The following is a 16496-nucleotide window of genomic DNA, read 5'->3' on the forward strand; positions in this document are numbered from 1 at the left end:
GCTTACCGTCGGAAGGTCGACAGACGCGACTTCGAAATCGAAGTCGCGGCAACCTGCACGTGCTTGGCCAGTTCGGCTTCAACGCGCTCCAGCGACCACCGGGTCGTCGGCACAGAGATGTTGATCGCAGCGACAGCCGTGCCGCCGTGGTCGGTGATCGGTGCCGCAATCGAAATATCGCCCAGCACCGTCTCGTTCTCGACCATGGCATAGCCCCGGCGCGCGGCAACGCGGATGCGCTCCAGCAGCTTCTTGGGGTTGATTTCGGTGAAGTGCGTCATCGGGTCGAGCGGCGTTTGCGCCAGGATCTCCTTGACGCGCTCTTCCGGTAGGCGCGACAGGATCGCAATGCCGGATGCCGTGAACATGGCGGGCAGGCGCGCACCGACCACGATGTCGATGTTGACGAGATGGCGCCCGGGGAAGCGGGCGACGAACACGATCTCATGACCATCCAGTTCCTGGAGGTTGGTGGTCTCGCCAAGCTGGCGGCTGATATCGAGCAGGTAGGGCGAGGCCTTGTCGATCAGTTCGTTGGCGCGGATGTAGTTGTAGGAAAACTGCAGGACCTTGGAGGTGAGGCCATAGTTGCGTGTCTCTGGTACTCGATACAGGTAGCCCAGTGCCTCCAGCGTATAGACGACGCGCTGCGTTGCACTGCGATCGAGACCGGCAGCGCGCGCGATGTCGACCATGGCCATGTGCCGGCTCGGGCCATCGAATGCATGGAGTACCCGGAACGTTTTTTCCGTGGAGCCAATGAAGAGTGGTGAGCGCTCCGACTCGGGCGAGTGGCCGGCCTTCGGAGGGGAAACGCTGGGCTTGGGCATATTTTTTTATCGCTAAATGATCATGTTAATTGTATTGCAATTAACATGATCGCGCGTAAGTTTGCGAGGTCATATGTTGTCCTGCGTGGAGGATTACAGGGTGGCGGCAAGGCGTCGTTTGCCGCGCATCGCTTTTGACTATCTGGAGGGCGGCGCGGAGGACGGCGACGCATTGCGGCGCAATCGGGATGCGTATTCCCGCCTGCTGTTTCGACCAAGGGTGCTGAACGACGTATCGCGTTGCTCGACCGCGACGTCGGTTTGGGGGCGCGAGATGGCCGCGCCCATGATTGTTGGCCCAACCGGATTGAATGGCCTGTTTTGGCCACAGGCCGATGAATTGATCGCGCGTGCGGCAGCAGAGGCTGGCTTGCCGTTTGTACTATCCACGGCGTCGACGTCGTTGCTGGAAGACGCGCGTGCCGCGGCGCCAGACGGAGATCTCTGGTTGCAGTTGTATGTGCAGCAGGACCGCCGCATCGCGGAAGACATGATGCGCAGGGCGCGCACGGCCGGTTACTCCACGCTCGTGCTGACGGTCGACACGCCCGTCCACGGCAATCGCGACCACGACATCCGCAACGGATTCAAACTCCCGCTGCGGATGTCGCGTCGGCTGCTTGCGGATTGTCTGCGCCATCCGCACTGGACTTACCAGGTGTTGCGATTCGGTGCGCCCGAACTGAAGAACATCGCAAAAAGCGTTGGCGAAAAGGCCGACCTGAATCGCCATGCTGCCTTGTTGAGTCGCCAGATGGACCTCACGCTGGCCTGGCGGGATATCGCATGGCTGCGCGAGCATTGGCATGGGCAGTTGATCGTCAAAGGCATTCAATCCGTCGACGATGCGATGCTCGCCGCGCAAAGTGGCGTGGATGGGGTCGTGCTGTCGAATCACGGTGGCCGGCAACTGGCAAGCACATTGGCTTCGCTGGAACTGTTGCCGGCGGTTTGCGCAGCGGTTGCCGGCAAGCTGAAGGTGTTTATCGATGGCGGTGTTCGTCGCGGAAGCGACGTGGTGAAGGCGGTCGCTTTAGGGGCGACGGGGACGTTGCTCGGCAGGGCGCCCCTGTATGGGGTGGCCGCGAGCGGCCAATCCGGCGCCAGCGACGTGCTTCGGATACTGCAAGCGGAAATGCGCACGACGATGCAGCTTCTTGGGTGCGCCGAGGTCGGGAAGCTGGAAGCTGCCCACGTCGTTTCAGCGCAGCATCTTCTCGCGCCATCGGCGGTCAACTCGCGTGTGGCCTAGTACTCGACATCAGGACTGCTTATGAAGATTGCCTTTGTTGGCGCGGGAAACATGGCTGCTGCTCTGATCGGTGGAGTGATCGGGCAGGGCATCGATCCACGCCACGTTCTTGCCGTGGACCCCAACGATGCCGCGCGAGAACGCTGTGTGACGGCATTTGGCATCGATGCTTGCGACGGGGTTGATGCTCGCATCGCAACGTACGACGTGATCGTTCTGGCTGTGAAGCCGCAGATGTTGAAAGACGTGTGCCATCGCCTAGCCTCGGAGCTCAGGAGCCAACTGATCATTAGCGTAGCCGCGGGCGTTCGCTTGACCGATCTCTGTCAATGGCTTGGGGGATACACGCAAATCGTGCGGGCGATGCCCAATACTCCCGCGCTAATCGGCAAGGGCGCGACAGGTGCATTCGCCTCGGCCGAGATGGGTGAGAAAGAACGCTCCACGGCGTCAAAGCTGCTGGAATCCGTCGGGACGGTCGTCTGGTTTGATGATGAGGCGATGCTGAATGCTGTCACCGCGATATCGGGCAGCGGTCCGGCATACGTTTTCTATTTCATCGAATGCCTGCAAGAGGCAGCCCAGGCGCTGGGCCTCTCCGAGGCACAAGGACAGGCACTCGCGATTGCGACATTTTCTGGTGCCGCTGAACTCGCTGCCGCATCGTCTGAGTCTGTCGCGGTATTGAGGGACCGTGTCACCTCGAAGGGTGGCACAACAGCAGCGGCCTTGTCTTCGTTCGAAGCGTCGGGCGTCAGGGCGGCGATCATTCGCGGGGCGTTAGCCGCGAATCAGCGCTCAATCGAGCTTGGCGACGAACTGGGCGTGGGCAGTGCGCGGAAGTAAATATGCTAGCAAAGAGCTCTCCGCAAACGGCGCCACGAAACCACTCGGGCCGAAATGCGCTGACTTTCTTTGTAGAGCAACTGCGGCCGCCGCCGTGTCGGGACGGCCATATGGAAGTGAACCTGTGCGCAAAATCAAGGCGCACTTGAGGCGCTAGGAAAAATCAGCCCAAAACGAAAGGCTTGCTGGTAGCTACCGCAACATCGCTCCATGTGCGTCTTGACGGGGCTGACGACGCGTCGTCAAAGAAAGCGGCATTGGATGACCACGGGCGTCGCTCTCCCGAAAGCGTTTCTAATGTCGTTGTTTCAGAGGGTTATAGGTTTTCGGCCAAGACTTAGGTCTGAGCCAACGTACCTGATTGTCCAACAACGGGCGGCTGTACTCCCCTTGACCCGTCTGCTATTGGGCCGGGAGCTTTATTGATTTCTTCAAGCACATATGGCGTCCAGGACTACGATCTGTGCTCTTGCAGCAGAGTGGCCGCTTCAACTCGCAGGGCTAGGGCGAGCCGCTCGATGTTGTATATCGTCACATTTTTCTCTGCGCGTTCGAGCATACCTACGTAGGTTCGATGGACGCCGGCGGTTTCGGCGAGCTCCTCTTGGGACAGTCCGAGCTCAAGCCGCCGCCGTCGAACGTTGGCGGCAAATATAGCGACGAGGCGGCATTCCTGAGGAGCGACGGGCATCTCGCAAATGTCCGTCGTTGCAGACTATGATTCTACATACTATGATTGGCAAATTGATCCGATAGAGGCGAGTGTTCGGCCACATGTTGCTTACGGAATATGGTTTTGAAGAGCATTCTCCGGGTCGGAAGCGTTCTGTACAACGATTCCAGGCATGGCGCTACGTAGGGATTTCGACCGAGTCCACCTGTTTTCTCGTCGATCGCGGCACTGACTTTTTAGGTACCGAAATCAAGATGCGGATGCAATTGTGCGCGTCCGCAACCGAGTTGCTCGAGGTATTGGATCGGCTGGGCAGCGCCGGGCATCGTGTGTACTGGTTAAATTGCACAGATGAGCTGGGCCAGAACTGCCAGCTTCCGTCGGTCGTCGCGCTTTTTCGCTACACGGTCGGTGGGGCAACATGGTTCGCTTTCATGTCCCAAGATGGAACAACGCACCTTTGCGGCATTGAACAACCCGAACCGGATGACTCTGGTTGGGTCATGGTGTGGGCAGCATGGTAGGCGGACCGTCTAAGGTAGTGTTCGTCGTTTGCGCAGCGAACTGGTCCTACTAAGGAGTGCGCCCCCGACGGGGAAGTTGCGCTTGAGTACGTATCTGGATCGTACGCTGCAGCGGATTTGGCGTTATCTCTGGACAGTCAGCTTGTAATCGGAGGTCGCCATGACGAGTAAGCAAGTAGTAATCAATCGCGAGGCCACGGCTCGCAGACTGTGCCAATTTGAAGAGTCTGTTCAACTGTTAGCCTCGCGCCTAGGCGCTCCTCGAGTGGACACCGTTGGCACACCGATATCAACGTTCCGAACACGTTATTCATCTGTGCTCCAGCGAGTCCGGACAGGGTCGATCGAGGTGATAACGCAGAATGGTGAGCCATTTGTCATTCTGGGGGTGAGCCAGCTCATCGCAATGTGCGCTCGTATCGGTTTGCCCAGAACGGCTGCGGAGATCCTGGCGGGGCTACCTTCAGTGTCGGCGTCTCCTCGCGTGCCTCGCCATACCTCGGCTCCTCTCTCCAAATCCCATCACCGCGTTGTGCCAGAGGAATAGACGTCCACGTCGCCGGAGTCGCTCATCCGATTGATGGCGCCGAGACATACGCAGGAGAGCGCTTCATGCAGGCGGATTTGGAGATCCTACGCAATTTGGACATTGCGCGATTGAGCTCTGACAAGACCCATTATGTCCGCCTGTGCGATATTCCTCAGCCATTTCGTGCGGAATTCCGCGCGTGGATGCGCTTAGGGCAGTGCCCTGTAATTGAGGGTGAGGATTGGCGCGGTTGCATGTACCAGTATGACTTCGAGGGCTACCGCCGAGAGCGACTAGCGGGAATCTACCGTAAGTGGCAAGGCCGGGCACCGTGGGAGTTGTCGCACTTCCAACCGCCAGAGATCGACGATCGAATATAAGCGATGACGTGACCGGTTGTTTCGAACCCAGGTTGAAAGAGAGAATTCAATCCCGGCAAGGAGCAATCGAACATGCCTCGCAAGAGTTTTACCCCCGAACAAATCATCGCCAAGCTGCGCCTCATCGAAGTGGCGAATCAGCGCATGCTCCAGCGCGCTCGACGCCGTGCTGGCGCGGCCGCTGCGCGACAGATGCCAACCCAGCAACTCCCGCGTGTGGCAGTCGATCACCAGCGCCAGAGTCGCCCAACCGTCGCGACCGGCCCAGACGCGGCACATGTCAGTCGACCAGCGCTCATTCGGTGCGGTGGCCACTGATGGCAGAGCTTGAACTCGCGGGCGGAAGCCAATCGGGCGTCTGCGAACCTGCCACCCCATAAGCTGAAAGATGCGCTGTACCGTGTTCTTGTTGAACCCCAGCAGATGCGCCACCGTGCGGTACCCGAACGATGGCGACTCCTCAATCATCGCCTTGATCGGCTCTGCGAACCGGGCTTGAACCTTCGGCTCCGACTTCACCGGCCGGTAATACACGGTGCGCCGTGGCACTTCGAACCAACGGCACAGCTTCGAGATCGAGACGGTGATGCCGTCGGCCTGCAGTCCCTGGCGGATCATCTCGATCACTTGTCGTCCTCGCCCAGCAGGGACTGCAATTTTTTTCTGGCGCGCAGCTCCAGCATGGCTTCGCCGTACGCTTCCTGCAGGTCCTTGATCTGCCGCTCGTACTGCTCCTTCAGGTCCAGCGGGTTGGCTCGCAGTGCGTTCTCCATGCCGCGCTTGGCGTCGTCCACCCAGCCCTCAACCTCGGAGGGCGACAGATCGTAGGCTCGGCTGGCCTGCGCTACTGTCGAGATTCACTCAACTCTGAACCGGTAGGTCGCGATTTATGAGCCTTCGCGGCGGAGTTGCTCGGTCAACTCTGAACTCTTGGTTCACTTAACTTTGAACTATCCGCGTTTTGGTTCACGTAACTCTGAACTTTCGCGGGTGCCCGGCACGCTATTACTCATAGGGCATCTTACGGGGCTGCTTTGACCCGTAGTCCACCAACGACAGGGGGGCTCCGTCTCTTACCGGCGGGGTTGACCTAGCCCGCACAAGTCTCTATATTCAAGTGAATGTTACGATAACAATAACAAACAACATGCTGTGTATTGCGTGCGCGTAGCGCATGAACTGGAGATTCTGATGAGTGACGTGTACGTGTTGGCGGCGGTTCGTACGGCCATTGGTGACTACGGTGGCAGTCTGAAGGACCAACCACCATCGCACCTTGCTGCTAGCGTGATCAAAGCGGCGGTGGAGCGGTCTGGCGTTGCTGCCGAGCAGGTTGGCCATGTGGTATTGGGTAACGTGATCCACACTGAGCCGCGCGACATGTACCTCTCACGCGTCGCAGCACTCGAAGCGGGCCTCGGCCAACATACGGCTGCGCTGACGCTGAACCGCCTGTGCGGCAGCGGGCTGCAGGCGGTGCTGACAGCATCTGAGTATGTTGCGCGCGGAGACGTTGATGTCTCCGTGGGAGGCGGTGCCGAGTCGATGAGCCGCGCGCTCTTTTCCTCCCCATCGGTGCGTTGGGGACAGCGGATGGGCGATGCCGCCTTGCTGGACATGATGGTCGGCGCGTTGACCGACCCGTTCGGAAATGGACACATGGGGATCACCGCAGAGAACGTTGCCGAGCGGTACCAGATCTCTCGTGCGCAGCAAGACGAATTCGCAGCAGAGAGCCATCGCAAGGCCGCCCATGCGGCGCAGGAAGGGCGTTTCTCTGGTCAGATCCTGCCGGTGGAAATCAAGGTGGGTCGCGAGCGCCGCGAGTTCGCGATCGACGAGCATGTGCGTGCCGACGTGAATGCCGAAGGGCTGGCGCAACTGCGCCCGGCATTCAAGAGAGAGCAAGGCAGCGTCACGGCGGGGAATTCCTCCTCGATCAATGACGGGGCTGCTGCGATCGTGCTGGCGAATGAACAGGTTGCCAAGTCATCGAACGCCGGGCCGTTGGGGCGTCTCGTTGCGTATGCCAACGTCGGTGTCGATCCAGCTGTCATGGGAATTGGGCCGATATCAGCAGTCCAGAAGGCGCTGAAGCGCGCAGGCTTGAGCGCACATGACATCGACGTCATCGAAAGTAATGAGGCGTTCGCCGCGCAAGCGTGCGCTGTGACAAAGGAACTCGGCCTAGACCCCGAACGCGTGAACCCGAACGGCGGTGCAATCGCACTGGGACACCCGATCGGCGCGACCGGCGCGATCTTGGTCACAAAGCTGCTGCATGAACTTCAGCGCATCAAAGGCAAGTACGGCCTAGTGACGATGTGTATTGGTGGCGGTCAGGGCATCGCCGCCATTTTCGAAGCCTGTTGAGAGCTTGCAATCCCCCGCATAGAGGAAACGAATCATGGCAGCAAAACGCGTGCTTATTGTCCACGCCCACCCCGAGCCCCGCTCATTCACTGCGTCGATGAAGGCTGAAGCGGAGCAGCAGTTCAGGGCGCTGGGCTACGAGGTCAGGGTGTCGGATCTATACGCACAGGGGTTCAACCCCGTGGCAAGCGCGGCGGACTTTCCCGACCGCGAAGAAGATTACCTCGTGTATGCAAAGGAGCAGCGCGTGGCCTACGCCAACGGCACGCTGCCCGACGACATTCGTCGGGAGGTCGAGAACGTTCAGTGGGCCGATCTGCTGGTGCTGAACTTCCCGATCTTCTGGTTCTCGGTGCCGGCGATCCTCAAAGGGTGGATCGACCGCGTCTTCCTTTCGGGGCCGTTTTACGGCGGCATGCGTTTCTACGACAGGGGCGGATTGCGTGGCAAGAAGGCCTGGGTGACCACAACGCTGGGTGGCCGTCCTCACATGTTTGGTGAAGACGCGGTGCATGGGCGTATTGATCTGCTGTTGTCGCATCTGCTGCGCGCCACCTTGGGCTACGTTGGCTATGAGGTTTATGAGCCGTTCTTCGGCTATCACGTTCCGTACATCACGCCCGAGCAACGCACGGAAGTGATGGAGGAATTCAAGTCAGCCATTGCCGGGCTGGATGACCGGGCCACGCTCGCGATGCCGTCGCTCGACAGTTTCGATGAGCTTCTCTACCCGAAGCCGGCCGCGCTGGCCGGTGCGTGACAGACGAGACGTCCGCTGGTTCACATGCTCGAAGTCATCCAAGCCGAAGCGTCGGAACACATTGTTGTCACGGCTGACGCCCAGATCCTGAATATCGTCATCAATCGTCCGGCACGCAAGAACGCGATGACTGGCGAGATGTACGCGTCGTTTGCTGCCGCACTTCGTGGCGCAGCGGTTCGTGACGATATCGACGTTGTCCTTGTGCACGGGCAACCTGGCACCTTCTGCGCCGGAAACGACATCACAGACTTTGTCGCCAAGCCTCCCGTTCATGCCGACGCGCCTGTATGGGAATTCTTCCGAGCGCTGATGGAATTGGACAAGCCTGTCGTGGCGGCCGTAGATGGCCCCGCCATCGGGATCGGCACAACGATGCTGCTGCATTGCGATCTGGTCTTTGCTTCCGACCGCTCGGTCTTCGCCCTGCCGTTCACCAGCCTCGGTTTGACCCCGGAGGGGGCATCGACTGTGTTGCTGCCTCTGCTGGCCGGACGGCAGCGAGCGGCCGAGATGCTTCTTTTGGGAACGAGAGTGACCGCAGAACAGGCTTGCGGCCTGGGACTCGTTAATCAGGTTGTCCCGGCAGAAGAGCTGCTCGGTGCCGCGCAGTCATGCGCGCAAAAGCTGGCGTCGCTCCCGCCTGGCATTGTTCGAGCGACGAAGCGATTGATGTCCGACGGGTTATCCCGGGTTGTCTCGCATCAGTTTGCCGCTGAGCAGGACGCATTCAGGCATGCCGTCGTAGGACCAGCGGCCGCGCAGGCGTTCGCCAAGTTCCTCGGAAAGGCTGCGAGGCCCTGACGGCAAATCGGCAGGATGACGTGCATTACACTGGTGAATGCGCTTTGGCCCCGCATCTGCATGGTGCTGGACGAAGCGGCTTCAAAGACAAGGGACATCAGTGAAATCCACCAAGTTCGTTACCGCCTGCTACATCATGTCGTTCGTTGGTGCACACCAACCGCGCATGCTCGCGACCGCCACCATTGCAAAATGGGTGGATACCCATGCGGCCCGAGCACGACAGATTGTTGCGCAGCTCGTCAAGGCTGGCTTGCTGGATGCAACGCGCGGCGGTGCCGGTGGCGTCAAGCTGGCACGCAAAGCGAGTGATATTACGCTCCTGGACATCTACGATGCCGTGGGTGAAACGGATCTGCCTTTCTTCTCTGTCGATAACCCGTTTTCCAAATGGGCCGACCACTGCAGCGTGCATGATGTCCTGACTGGCCTCCGACAAAGCATCGAGACGCAGGCAAGGCAGAAGCTGCGGACAGTCAAGCTTTCGGAGGTCTTCGTTCCCTGGGACGAAGAGACCATGGCGCGCGCCGAAGCAAAGCAGCAACGGGCCAGAGGGAAGGCGAAGCAACCTGCTTGAGTCGTACTGTCACGAAAGGGAGTGCTGTTGCATAGCGCTCTCGTTCGCTCGGCGCCTGAGCGCGGACCAGGTGGCGATCAGAGACGCCAGTGCAAAGCAGCTCGAGCTTGCTACCGCAGCAATGAAACCGTATCGCGCGGCAACCGCCCCGGCCCCGAGGGGTGCGAGTGCCAGGCCCAACCCTTGCGCAGCCGGAGTCATGCTGACCGCCCGCCCAGTCGGGTCCCACCGTCCAAGCAACGCCATCTGAACGATCATCAGAAGGTTCCAAAGGACGACGAACAGGCACAGATCGATCAGATAACCCAGCCGACCGCTAGCGCCCAATAGCAAGCCAACCGGTACCAGGGCGACCAGTACTGAACCGAGAAGAAGGACGGCACGCTCTCCGAACCTGCGACAGAACCAGGGCGCGGAAACGGAACCGGCCAATGCGGCGACATTCGAGGCTGCAAGCCATCCACCAACCTCGTCTGGTGACATTCCGGCCTGTGCGCCCGCACGCTCGATGAAGGCCCAATAGGCGCCGATCGAGCAAAAGAACAGAAAGACGGCGCCCACCATGACCCAGATCACCGGTGAAATGCGGCCTTGTGTCGATGCACTACCGTCTTCCAGAAGCGCCGGCATGGTTGTGGGAGCCAAGAACATCAACGCCAGCACACAAAGGAGCACCAACGCTCCGTAAATGCCTCCCATGCCGAGCACGTTGGCGATCGGCCCGAACGTGAACAACTCGATCGCGCTCAACGCAATCTGGCAACTCACCAACCAGGAGAACGATCGTTCCGGGTTCGATGCGCGGGAGAGCACAGCGATGGACGCGGGCAACACCACGCCCGAAGCAAGGCTGGCTCCGACCCGTAGCAGGATGAATGCCGGATAGCTCCAGGCGGTTGCACTGAGAAGCTGCAACACGAGCAGGCACTGCAGTCCAACCACCATCAATTGCTTCGGTTTGAATCGGCGGATGAACCAGGATCCGAACGTCGCCGTGAGGGCGACACCGAGTGTCTCGGCAGACGCCACTTCACCTAACTGATCGGGTGTCAGTCCACGCAACTGGGCGAGTTGTCCAATCACGACAGGTAGCCCGAGAAACACTGCGCTGCTAGCGCATGCCGCGATGATCGCAGCGACCTGCGTGCTTCGGCCAGCCTGTCTGGCGGATGTGCCTTCCTGCGTTTCGACGTCATTCATTTCGTTGATCATCGGTCACTGAATTAGGAAACTGCGTGCGGTGACATGACGCGCAGAACTAACCGTCCACGAGCCCCGATAGCGGGCGGTAGCGCTCCAGCATGTGGATCAGGCGATTCGGATCGATGGCCCGCAGCGTGAGACCCTCCGGTTTGATGCAGGACATGGCCTGTGCCGCCAACATGGCATTGATGACGGCCTCTTCGGTGGCGTGCGCAGCCGCTCGACTGATTTCGTCAACGAGGTTGTCCTCGAGGTAACTGACGGTCTTGACGTGACTGCCGTGAACCAGTTCCGCCGGGTTCCAGAGCCGGCTGTCATGGGTGGTGAAGGCCAGCATGATGTCGCCGGAGTTCACGCCGCCTGTCGTGCCCGTTCGCCCGATGCCCAACGCGCCCCGCTTGGCCAGGCGCTGCAGTTGCACCGGGTGCAGCGGTGCATCAGTGGCGATGATGACGATGACCGAGCCGGTTTCCGTCTGACCTGCCTGGGTCAGGATGGCGTCTTCAGGCCAGAAGCGCCCGACCGGCACGCCCAGCACCGAGAGCTCCTCCCGTATTCCGAAGTTGGCTTGCACGAGCACGCCAACGTTGTATGCCTGCGTGTCTACGACAACACGGCGGGAAGATGTTCCCGTGCCTCCCTTGAATTCGTAGCACTGCATGCCTGTTCCGCCGCCGACATTGCCTTCTGCAACGGCACCGCCTTTGGCGGAGTCCAGCGCAGCCAGGACGTCTGCCTCGGTGATGTGCTGTGCGGTGATGTCGTTGGTCAGCCCGTCGTAGGTTTCTGCCACGACCGGGAGGTACCAATGGTGGTGCTCTCGCATGTTGGGGACATTTCGGATCATCCACCGCGTGACGCCATGGTGGACCATTCCAACGCTGTGCGAATTCGTGAGCGCGATCGGGCCGGCGAAATAGCCCGCGTCATGAATCCAATGGCTGCCGGTCATCTCGCCATTGCCGTTCAATGAAAATTGCCCGGCCCAGACGCTGCGATCCGGATGTGCGCGCCCGCACGGAAAGATGGTGGTGACACCTGTTCGAGCGGGACCTGTCCCATGTTCGGCGTGAGGGGGCTCGTCAATGCGCGTGAAATAGCCCACCTCGACACCGGAAACATCGGTGATGGCATTGTTGGGCCCGGTTTGTCCGACAAAGGGCAGACCAAGCTGACGGCCGCGTAGTTTGGCGGGCGGGATCAAAGACATCGGGGGCTCCAGATTCAAGAAGGGCGGGCAATTCAAACGTCGAGGCTGGAATCAGCTGAGGGCCTTGAGCACTCGCACCATCCCTTCGAACACCTTGCCGTAGGGCGGATACAGCAAGCCGATGCCATTCAGCCGCGCTTGCAGGAAGACCGGCTTTTCCTTGCTGAAGGTCCGGAACCCCCATTCACCGTGATACGCGCCCATGCCGCTGGCACCCACACCGCCAAAGGGCTGTGACTCCTGGCCGAAGTGCCAGATGCAATCGTTGATGGTCACGCCGCCAGAGACGGTGCGATCGAGCACGCGATCGCGGTGATCCGTATCGGCGCCGTACCAGTACAGCGCGAGCGGCCGGTCGCGTTCGTTGACGAAGGCGATGGCCTCGTCGACATCACCGCTGTAGGTGACGATGGGCAGCACCGGGCCGAAGATTTCTTCCTGCATGACACGCATGTCGGGCCGCACGTCCAGCAGCAGCGTGGGCGGAAACTTGCGCGCGTGCCCATGTGCTGCGTCACCGGACGGGACGGAAAAAGTCGGCCGATGCGCTTTTGCCCCTTGCGCGAGCGCTTCGTCTACGAGTGCGTGCAGCCGGTTGAAATGGCGCTCGGAAATGATCGCGGAGTAGTCCGGGTTCGCTGCCGAATCGCCGTACATCCGGTGCGCAGCCCGCGAGAGCTCACCGACGAAAGCATCGCGCTGCGCATGCGGCACCAAGACATAGTCGGGTGCGATACAGGTCTGGCCGGCGTTCAACAGCTTGCCAAACGCGATGCTGCGCGCCGCCGCGGTGAGGTTGGCGCTCGGGTCGATGATCGCGGGGGATTTGCCGCCCAACTCCAGCGTGACAGGTGTCAGGTTATGTGCCGCTGCCACGGCCACCTGCCGGCCTGCGGTGGTGGAGCCTGTGAACAGCAGATGATCGAATGGCAGACTGGAGAACGCCTGGCCGACCTCCAGTCCTCCGTTCACCACGGCGAGTTCATCCCTGGCGAAATGCATGGCGACGATCTGCTCCAGCAACGCTGAAAACCGCGGTGTGTATTCCGACGGCTTGATCATGACGCGGTTGCCCGCTGCGATGGCGGCAACGGCTGGCCCCATGGCGAGTTGATATGGATAGTTCCACGGCGAAAGGACGCCCACCACGCCAAGCGGTTGCCGCATGAGGCGATTGCTGGCGGGCAGGTATTGCAGGGCGGTTTCTGCACGGCGCGTCTTCATCCACTTGGGCAGATGGCGCACGGCGTGGCGAATGGCCGTGCCGATCATGAGGAGATCGGTCAATTGCGTTTCATGCGCGGACCGATGGCCGAAATCGGCCTGAATGGCTTGCACCAACTCTGCGCCATGCCGCTCCGTCACGATGGCCAGGCGCTGGAGCTGGTCTCGGCGCAGATCGAGATCCGGATTCGGGTCGGCAGCATGCGCGGCGCGCTGCGCGCGCAGGATGACTTCCAGCTCAGCTCGGGCAATCTGTATTGCATCGAGTGTTTCATTCATTTTCATGGACCATAGCTCCTTATCGTTGTCATGCAGAGCCCGGCGTTCAGCTCGCCAGGGTGATGCAGTCTTTGCACAGCTCACGCAGCTTGTTCTTCAGCACCTTGCCAGTAGCGCCGATCGGGATGTCGTCGAGGAACAGCACGTCGTCAGGCACCTGCCAGCGCGCCACGCGCCCGGCGTACAGCGCCAGCACGTCGTCGCGCGACATCTCCATGCCTGGCTTGCGCACGATCACGATGACCGGGCGTTCGTCCCACTTCGGGTGATGCACGCCAACGCAGGCGGCCATGGCCACAGCGGGGTGTCCCATCGCGATGTTCTCGATGTCGATCGAGCTGATCCATTCACCGCCCGACTTGATGACGTCTTTGCTGCGGTCGGTGATCTGCATCATTCCTGCAGCATCGATGGTGGCTACGTCGCCGGTGGCGAACCATCCGTCAGCCAGTGCGGAGGCGGGGGCGCCGTCGCCTGCTCTTTCAGTGCCCGGGTAGTACGCGCCGACCACCCAGGGGCCGCGCGCTTGCAGGTTGCCGAAGGTCTTGCCGTCCCACGGCAATTCGTTGCCGGCGTCGTCAACAATGCGCAGGTCGACGCCAAACGGCGGGCGGCCTTGCTTGAGCTGCAGGCGCCGTTGCGCTTCAGCGGGCAGTGCCATGTGGGCTGCGGTGAGCGTGGAGACCGCGCCGAGCGGCGAGGTTTCGGTCATGCCCCAGGCGTGGACTACTTCAACGCCAAGGTCATCTGCAAACTGCGCGTACATCGCGGGGGGACACGCAGAGCCGCCAATCACGGTGCGCCTTAGCGTGCTGAAGTGCTGGCCGCTTTGCTGCAGATGCCCCAGCAGCATCTGCCAGACCGACGGCACACCCGCCGCCATCGTGACGCCCTCGGCTTCGATCAGCGCATGGACGGAGGGCCCATCCAGCGCGGCTCCAGGCAGCACGAGCTTGAAGCCGACCGCCGCAGCCGCGTAGATGAGGCCCCAGGCGTTGACGTGGAACATCGGTACGGCGGGCAGCACCACGTCACGCGCCGACAGGCACAGTGCATCGGGCAGCGAAACGCCCCAGGCGTGTAGCACCGTCGAGCGATGGCTATACAGCACGCCTTTGGGGTCGCCCGTTGTGCCGCTCGTATAGCAGAGCGTGGAGGCGGTGTTCTCGTCGAACACGGGCCACACGTAGTCGTCATCCTGGCAGCCGATCCAGCTTTCATAGCTGATCAGGCCAGGGATGTCGTCATCGGTAGGAAGGTGTTCGTCGCCGCATAGCGCGACCCATTGCCGGACGCTGGGGCACAGTGCATGCAGTTGCCGTACGAGCGGCAGAAAGGTCAGGTCGAAGCAGAGCACCTGATCCTGCGCATGCTCGATGATCCACCGGATCTGTTCGAGGCCGAGGCGTGGGTTGATGGTGTGCAGCACGCGTCCGGAGCCTGACACCCCGTAGTACAGCTCGAAATGCCGGTAGCCATTCCAGGCCAGCGTGGCAACGCGTTCGCCGAAGCCGATGGCATTTGCTTCAAGGGCGCGCGCCACTTGACGAGCGCGGTTGGCCGCCGCGCCAAAGGTGTAGCGGTGGATGTCGCCTTCCACGCGCCGGCTGACGATTTCGACATCGCGATGGAAGCGCTCCGCAAAGCCCAACAGGCTTGAGATCAGCAAGGGCTGATCTTGCATCAGTCCGCGCATGGTGGTGCATCTCCTTGGTTTGACATGGTGTTTTCCAGGCCAAGGATAGGCACCGCGCCTGTGCAGGCGCTATCGAGAATGCGCAGGAATGACGTGCGCCGGGTGCGTAGGCGAAGCGGTGTTTTCGAGTGGGAAACGCTTGCGCAGTCTTATCTGGCGGCGATGCCGCGTCCGCGCTGTAGGGTATGGGAGGGGAGTTCCCCGAAGTGGTGCTTATAGTCGGTCGAGAACTGGCCGAAATGCCAGAAGCCCCATCGGACGGCAATGTCGTAGACGCCTTCGCTCTTATCGGCACCGGCCAGCATGTCGCGCCGGACCCCATTGAGCCGAATCGCGCGCATATAGGCCAGCGGCGTGATGCCCAGGACTTCCTGGAAGCAGTAGTTCAGCTTGCGCCGGCTCGCGCCGACATGCTTGCAGACATCCAGGATGGACAGTGGCTGTTCCAGGTGACTGAGCATCAAGTCGCGGGCGCGGTCGACCACGCGTTTGCGAAGCACGGCATTGCGCTCTTCAGCCGGCGAAGCCTTGGATAGCACTTCGACCAGTTGGATCATGAACTGGTCTGCGAGCAGGCGGCGCGCCGTTTCCGCCTCCAGGGTTTCCGGGGCTTTGCCGAGCGCGCCGTGGGCAAGCGCAAACAACTGGTGCAACGCCAGTTCAGAATCGCCCGGCAACTGTGTGATGGTGACCTTGCGGTGAAGATGCGGCGCCAGTTGGGCACCGGTGCGGCCCAATGCGTCTTCGACTGCATCTGCCTCTACGATCATGAACGCGTAGTCGCAGTCCGACGCGGTGCAGAACTCGACTTCCGCGCGGTCGGACACGGCAATGTGCCCCCCCGTCATGCAAGCGCCATTTCCCCACATGGGGCCGCTTTGGCTCCACGGCATCACCAGGCCGATCGTGTCCGGCGGCAGCGTGCCAGTCTGACGCGTGCTGTTGCTGAGCTGCTCGCGGAATATCGCCATCTGGGGCAGGTTGATCTCTGCCAGGTGACCGGCAAAGCTTCCCGCGCTCAGTTGATCGTAGCGCCACTGAAAGGCATTCAGGTGCAGGGCGAGCTCATCCACATCGCCGCTGCGCACCTCGTGCCACCACGCCCTGTCCATACCTTTCGAATTCCTTTGTTGAGCCGGATTTTTTTCATCTTACGAACCGCTTCATGGCTGGCGGCACTAGGGACAACCCGCGCACCCACGACTTCAACAACGGTATGCACGTCTCGTGCCAGGTGACATGCGCACTTTGCGCAATCTCGATAACGCCGCAGGCGCCAAATCCCTAGATTAGCCCCCATAGCCTCAGGTTCGCCTGTGTGTGACCGGCCAACAGG

Annotated in this window: 15 protein-coding genes and 1 pseudogene; 7 read left to right on the forward strand and 9 right to left on the reverse strand. The window is 60.9% G+C overall.

Annotated elements, in window-relative coordinates; all coding sequences use genetic code 11:
- Positions 1-2 precede the first annotated feature (2 nt).
- Complete coding sequence (locus tag NG900_RS06100; protein ID WP_252677945.1) at positions 3-830, reverse strand: IclR family transcriptional regulator; 828 nt, start codon at positions 828-830, stop codon at positions 3-5.
- 73 nt (positions 831-903) lie between these two features.
- Between NG900_RS06100 and NG900_RS06105 the strand changes: the two genes are divergently transcribed.
- The gene (locus NG900_RS06105) at positions 904-2082 is read left to right on the forward strand and encodes an alpha-hydroxy acid oxidase (RefSeq protein ID WP_252677947.1); all 1179 of its coding nucleotides are present in this window, start codon (positions 904-906) and stop codon (positions 2080-2082) included.
- A gap of 21 nt (positions 2083-2103) precedes the next feature.
- The gene (gene proC, locus NG900_RS06110; RefSeq protein WP_252677956.1) at positions 2104-2928 is read left to right on the forward strand and encodes a pyrroline-5-carboxylate reductase; all 825 of its coding nucleotides are present in this window, start codon (positions 2104-2106) and stop codon (positions 2926-2928) included.
- Positions 2929-3382: 454 nt separating this feature from the next.
- On the opposite strand, the gene NG900_RS06115 is transcribed toward proC, so the two are convergent.
- The gene (locus NG900_RS06115) at positions 3383-3619 is read right to left on the reverse strand and encodes a helix-turn-helix domain-containing protein (RefSeq protein ID WP_252677958.1); all 237 of its coding nucleotides are present in this window, start codon (positions 3617-3619) and stop codon (positions 3383-3385) included.
- Between the two features lie 83 nt (positions 3620-3702).
- On the opposite strand from NG900_RS06115, the gene NG900_RS06120 reads away from it, so the two are divergent.
- Positions 3703-4125: a hypothetical protein gene (locus NG900_RS06120; RefSeq protein WP_252677966.1), complete on the forward strand. Its 423-nt coding sequence runs from the start codon at positions 3703-3705 to the stop codon at positions 4123-4125.
- 822 nt (positions 4126-4947) lie between these two features.
- On the opposite strand, the gene NG900_RS06125 is transcribed toward NG900_RS06120, so the two are convergent.
- Positions 4948-5652 carry a DDE-type integrase/transposase/recombinase gene (locus NG900_RS06125; protein WP_252678464.1) on the reverse strand — a complete coding sequence of 235 codons (705 nt, stop codon included), beginning with the start codon at positions 5650-5652 and terminating at the stop codon, positions 4948-4950.
- 5 nt (positions 5653-5657) lie between these two features.
- Positions 5658-5888: pseudogene (locus NG900_RS06130) on the reverse strand (transposase); the annotation flags it as partial.
- 337 nt (positions 5889-6225) lie between these two features.
- Between NG900_RS06130 and bktB the strand changes: the two are divergent.
- The 4 genes from bktB to NG900_RS06150 all read left to right on the forward strand — a co-directional run bounded on the left by bktB (position 6226) and on the right by NG900_RS06150 (position 9548).
- On the forward strand, positions 6226-7407 hold the full coding sequence (bktB, locus tag NG900_RS06135; RefSeq protein WP_252677968.1) for a beta-ketothiolase BktB: 1182 nt from the start codon (positions 6226-6228) through the stop codon (positions 7405-7407).
- 34 nt (positions 7408-7441) lie between these two features.
- Complete coding sequence (locus NG900_RS06140) at positions 7442-8167, forward strand: NAD(P)H-dependent oxidoreductase (protein ID WP_252677970.1); 726 nt, start codon at positions 7442-7444, stop codon at positions 8165-8167.
- A 24-nt stretch (positions 8168-8191) separates the two neighbouring features.
- The gene (locus NG900_RS06145) at positions 8192-8971 is read left to right on the forward strand and encodes an enoyl-CoA hydratase-related protein (RefSeq protein ID WP_252677972.1); all 780 of its coding nucleotides are present in this window, start codon (positions 8192-8194) and stop codon (positions 8969-8971) included.
- 100 nt (positions 8972-9071) lie between these two features.
- On the forward strand, positions 9072-9548 hold the full coding sequence (locus NG900_RS06150) for an RrF2 family transcriptional regulator (protein WP_252677974.1): 477 nt from the start codon (positions 9072-9074) through the stop codon (positions 9546-9548).
- A 9-nt stretch (positions 9549-9557) separates the two neighbouring features.
- Here NG900_RS06150 and NG900_RS06155 read toward each other — a convergent pair whose 3' ends face one another.
- The 5 genes from NG900_RS06155 to NG900_RS06175 form a co-directional block, all read right to left on the reverse strand.
- On the reverse strand, positions 9558-10760 hold the full coding sequence (locus NG900_RS06155; RefSeq protein WP_252677975.1) for an MFS transporter: 1203 nt from the start codon (positions 10758-10760) through the stop codon (positions 9558-9560).
- A gap of 46 nt (positions 10761-10806) precedes the next feature.
- Positions 10807-11961, reverse strand: a complete 1155-nt coding sequence (locus NG900_RS06160; RefSeq protein WP_252677977.1) for a DmpA family aminopeptidase — start codon at positions 11959-11961, stop codon at positions 10807-10809.
- A gap of 51 nt (positions 11962-12012) precedes the next feature.
- Positions 12013-13470 (reverse strand): coniferyl aldehyde dehydrogenase, encoded by a 1458-nt coding sequence (locus NG900_RS06165; RefSeq protein WP_252677979.1) that lies wholly within the window; start codon positions 13468-13470, stop codon positions 12013-12015.
- A gap of 40 nt (positions 13471-13510) precedes the next feature.
- Complete coding sequence (locus tag NG900_RS06170) at positions 13511-15160, reverse strand: 3-(methylthio)propionyl-CoA ligase (protein ID WP_252677981.1); 1650 nt, start codon at positions 15158-15160, stop codon at positions 13511-13513.
- 149 nt (positions 15161-15309) lie between these two features.
- Positions 15310-16248, reverse strand: a complete 939-nt coding sequence (locus tag NG900_RS06175) for a helix-turn-helix domain-containing protein (protein WP_252677983.1) — start codon at positions 16246-16248, stop codon at positions 15310-15312.
- Positions 16249-16496: the final 248 nt, after the last annotated feature.

The sequence above is a fragment of the Ralstonia soli genome (genome assembly GCF_023955655.1).
Lineage (GTDB): Bacteria > Pseudomonadota > Gammaproteobacteria > Burkholderiales > Burkholderiaceae > Ralstonia > Ralstonia soli.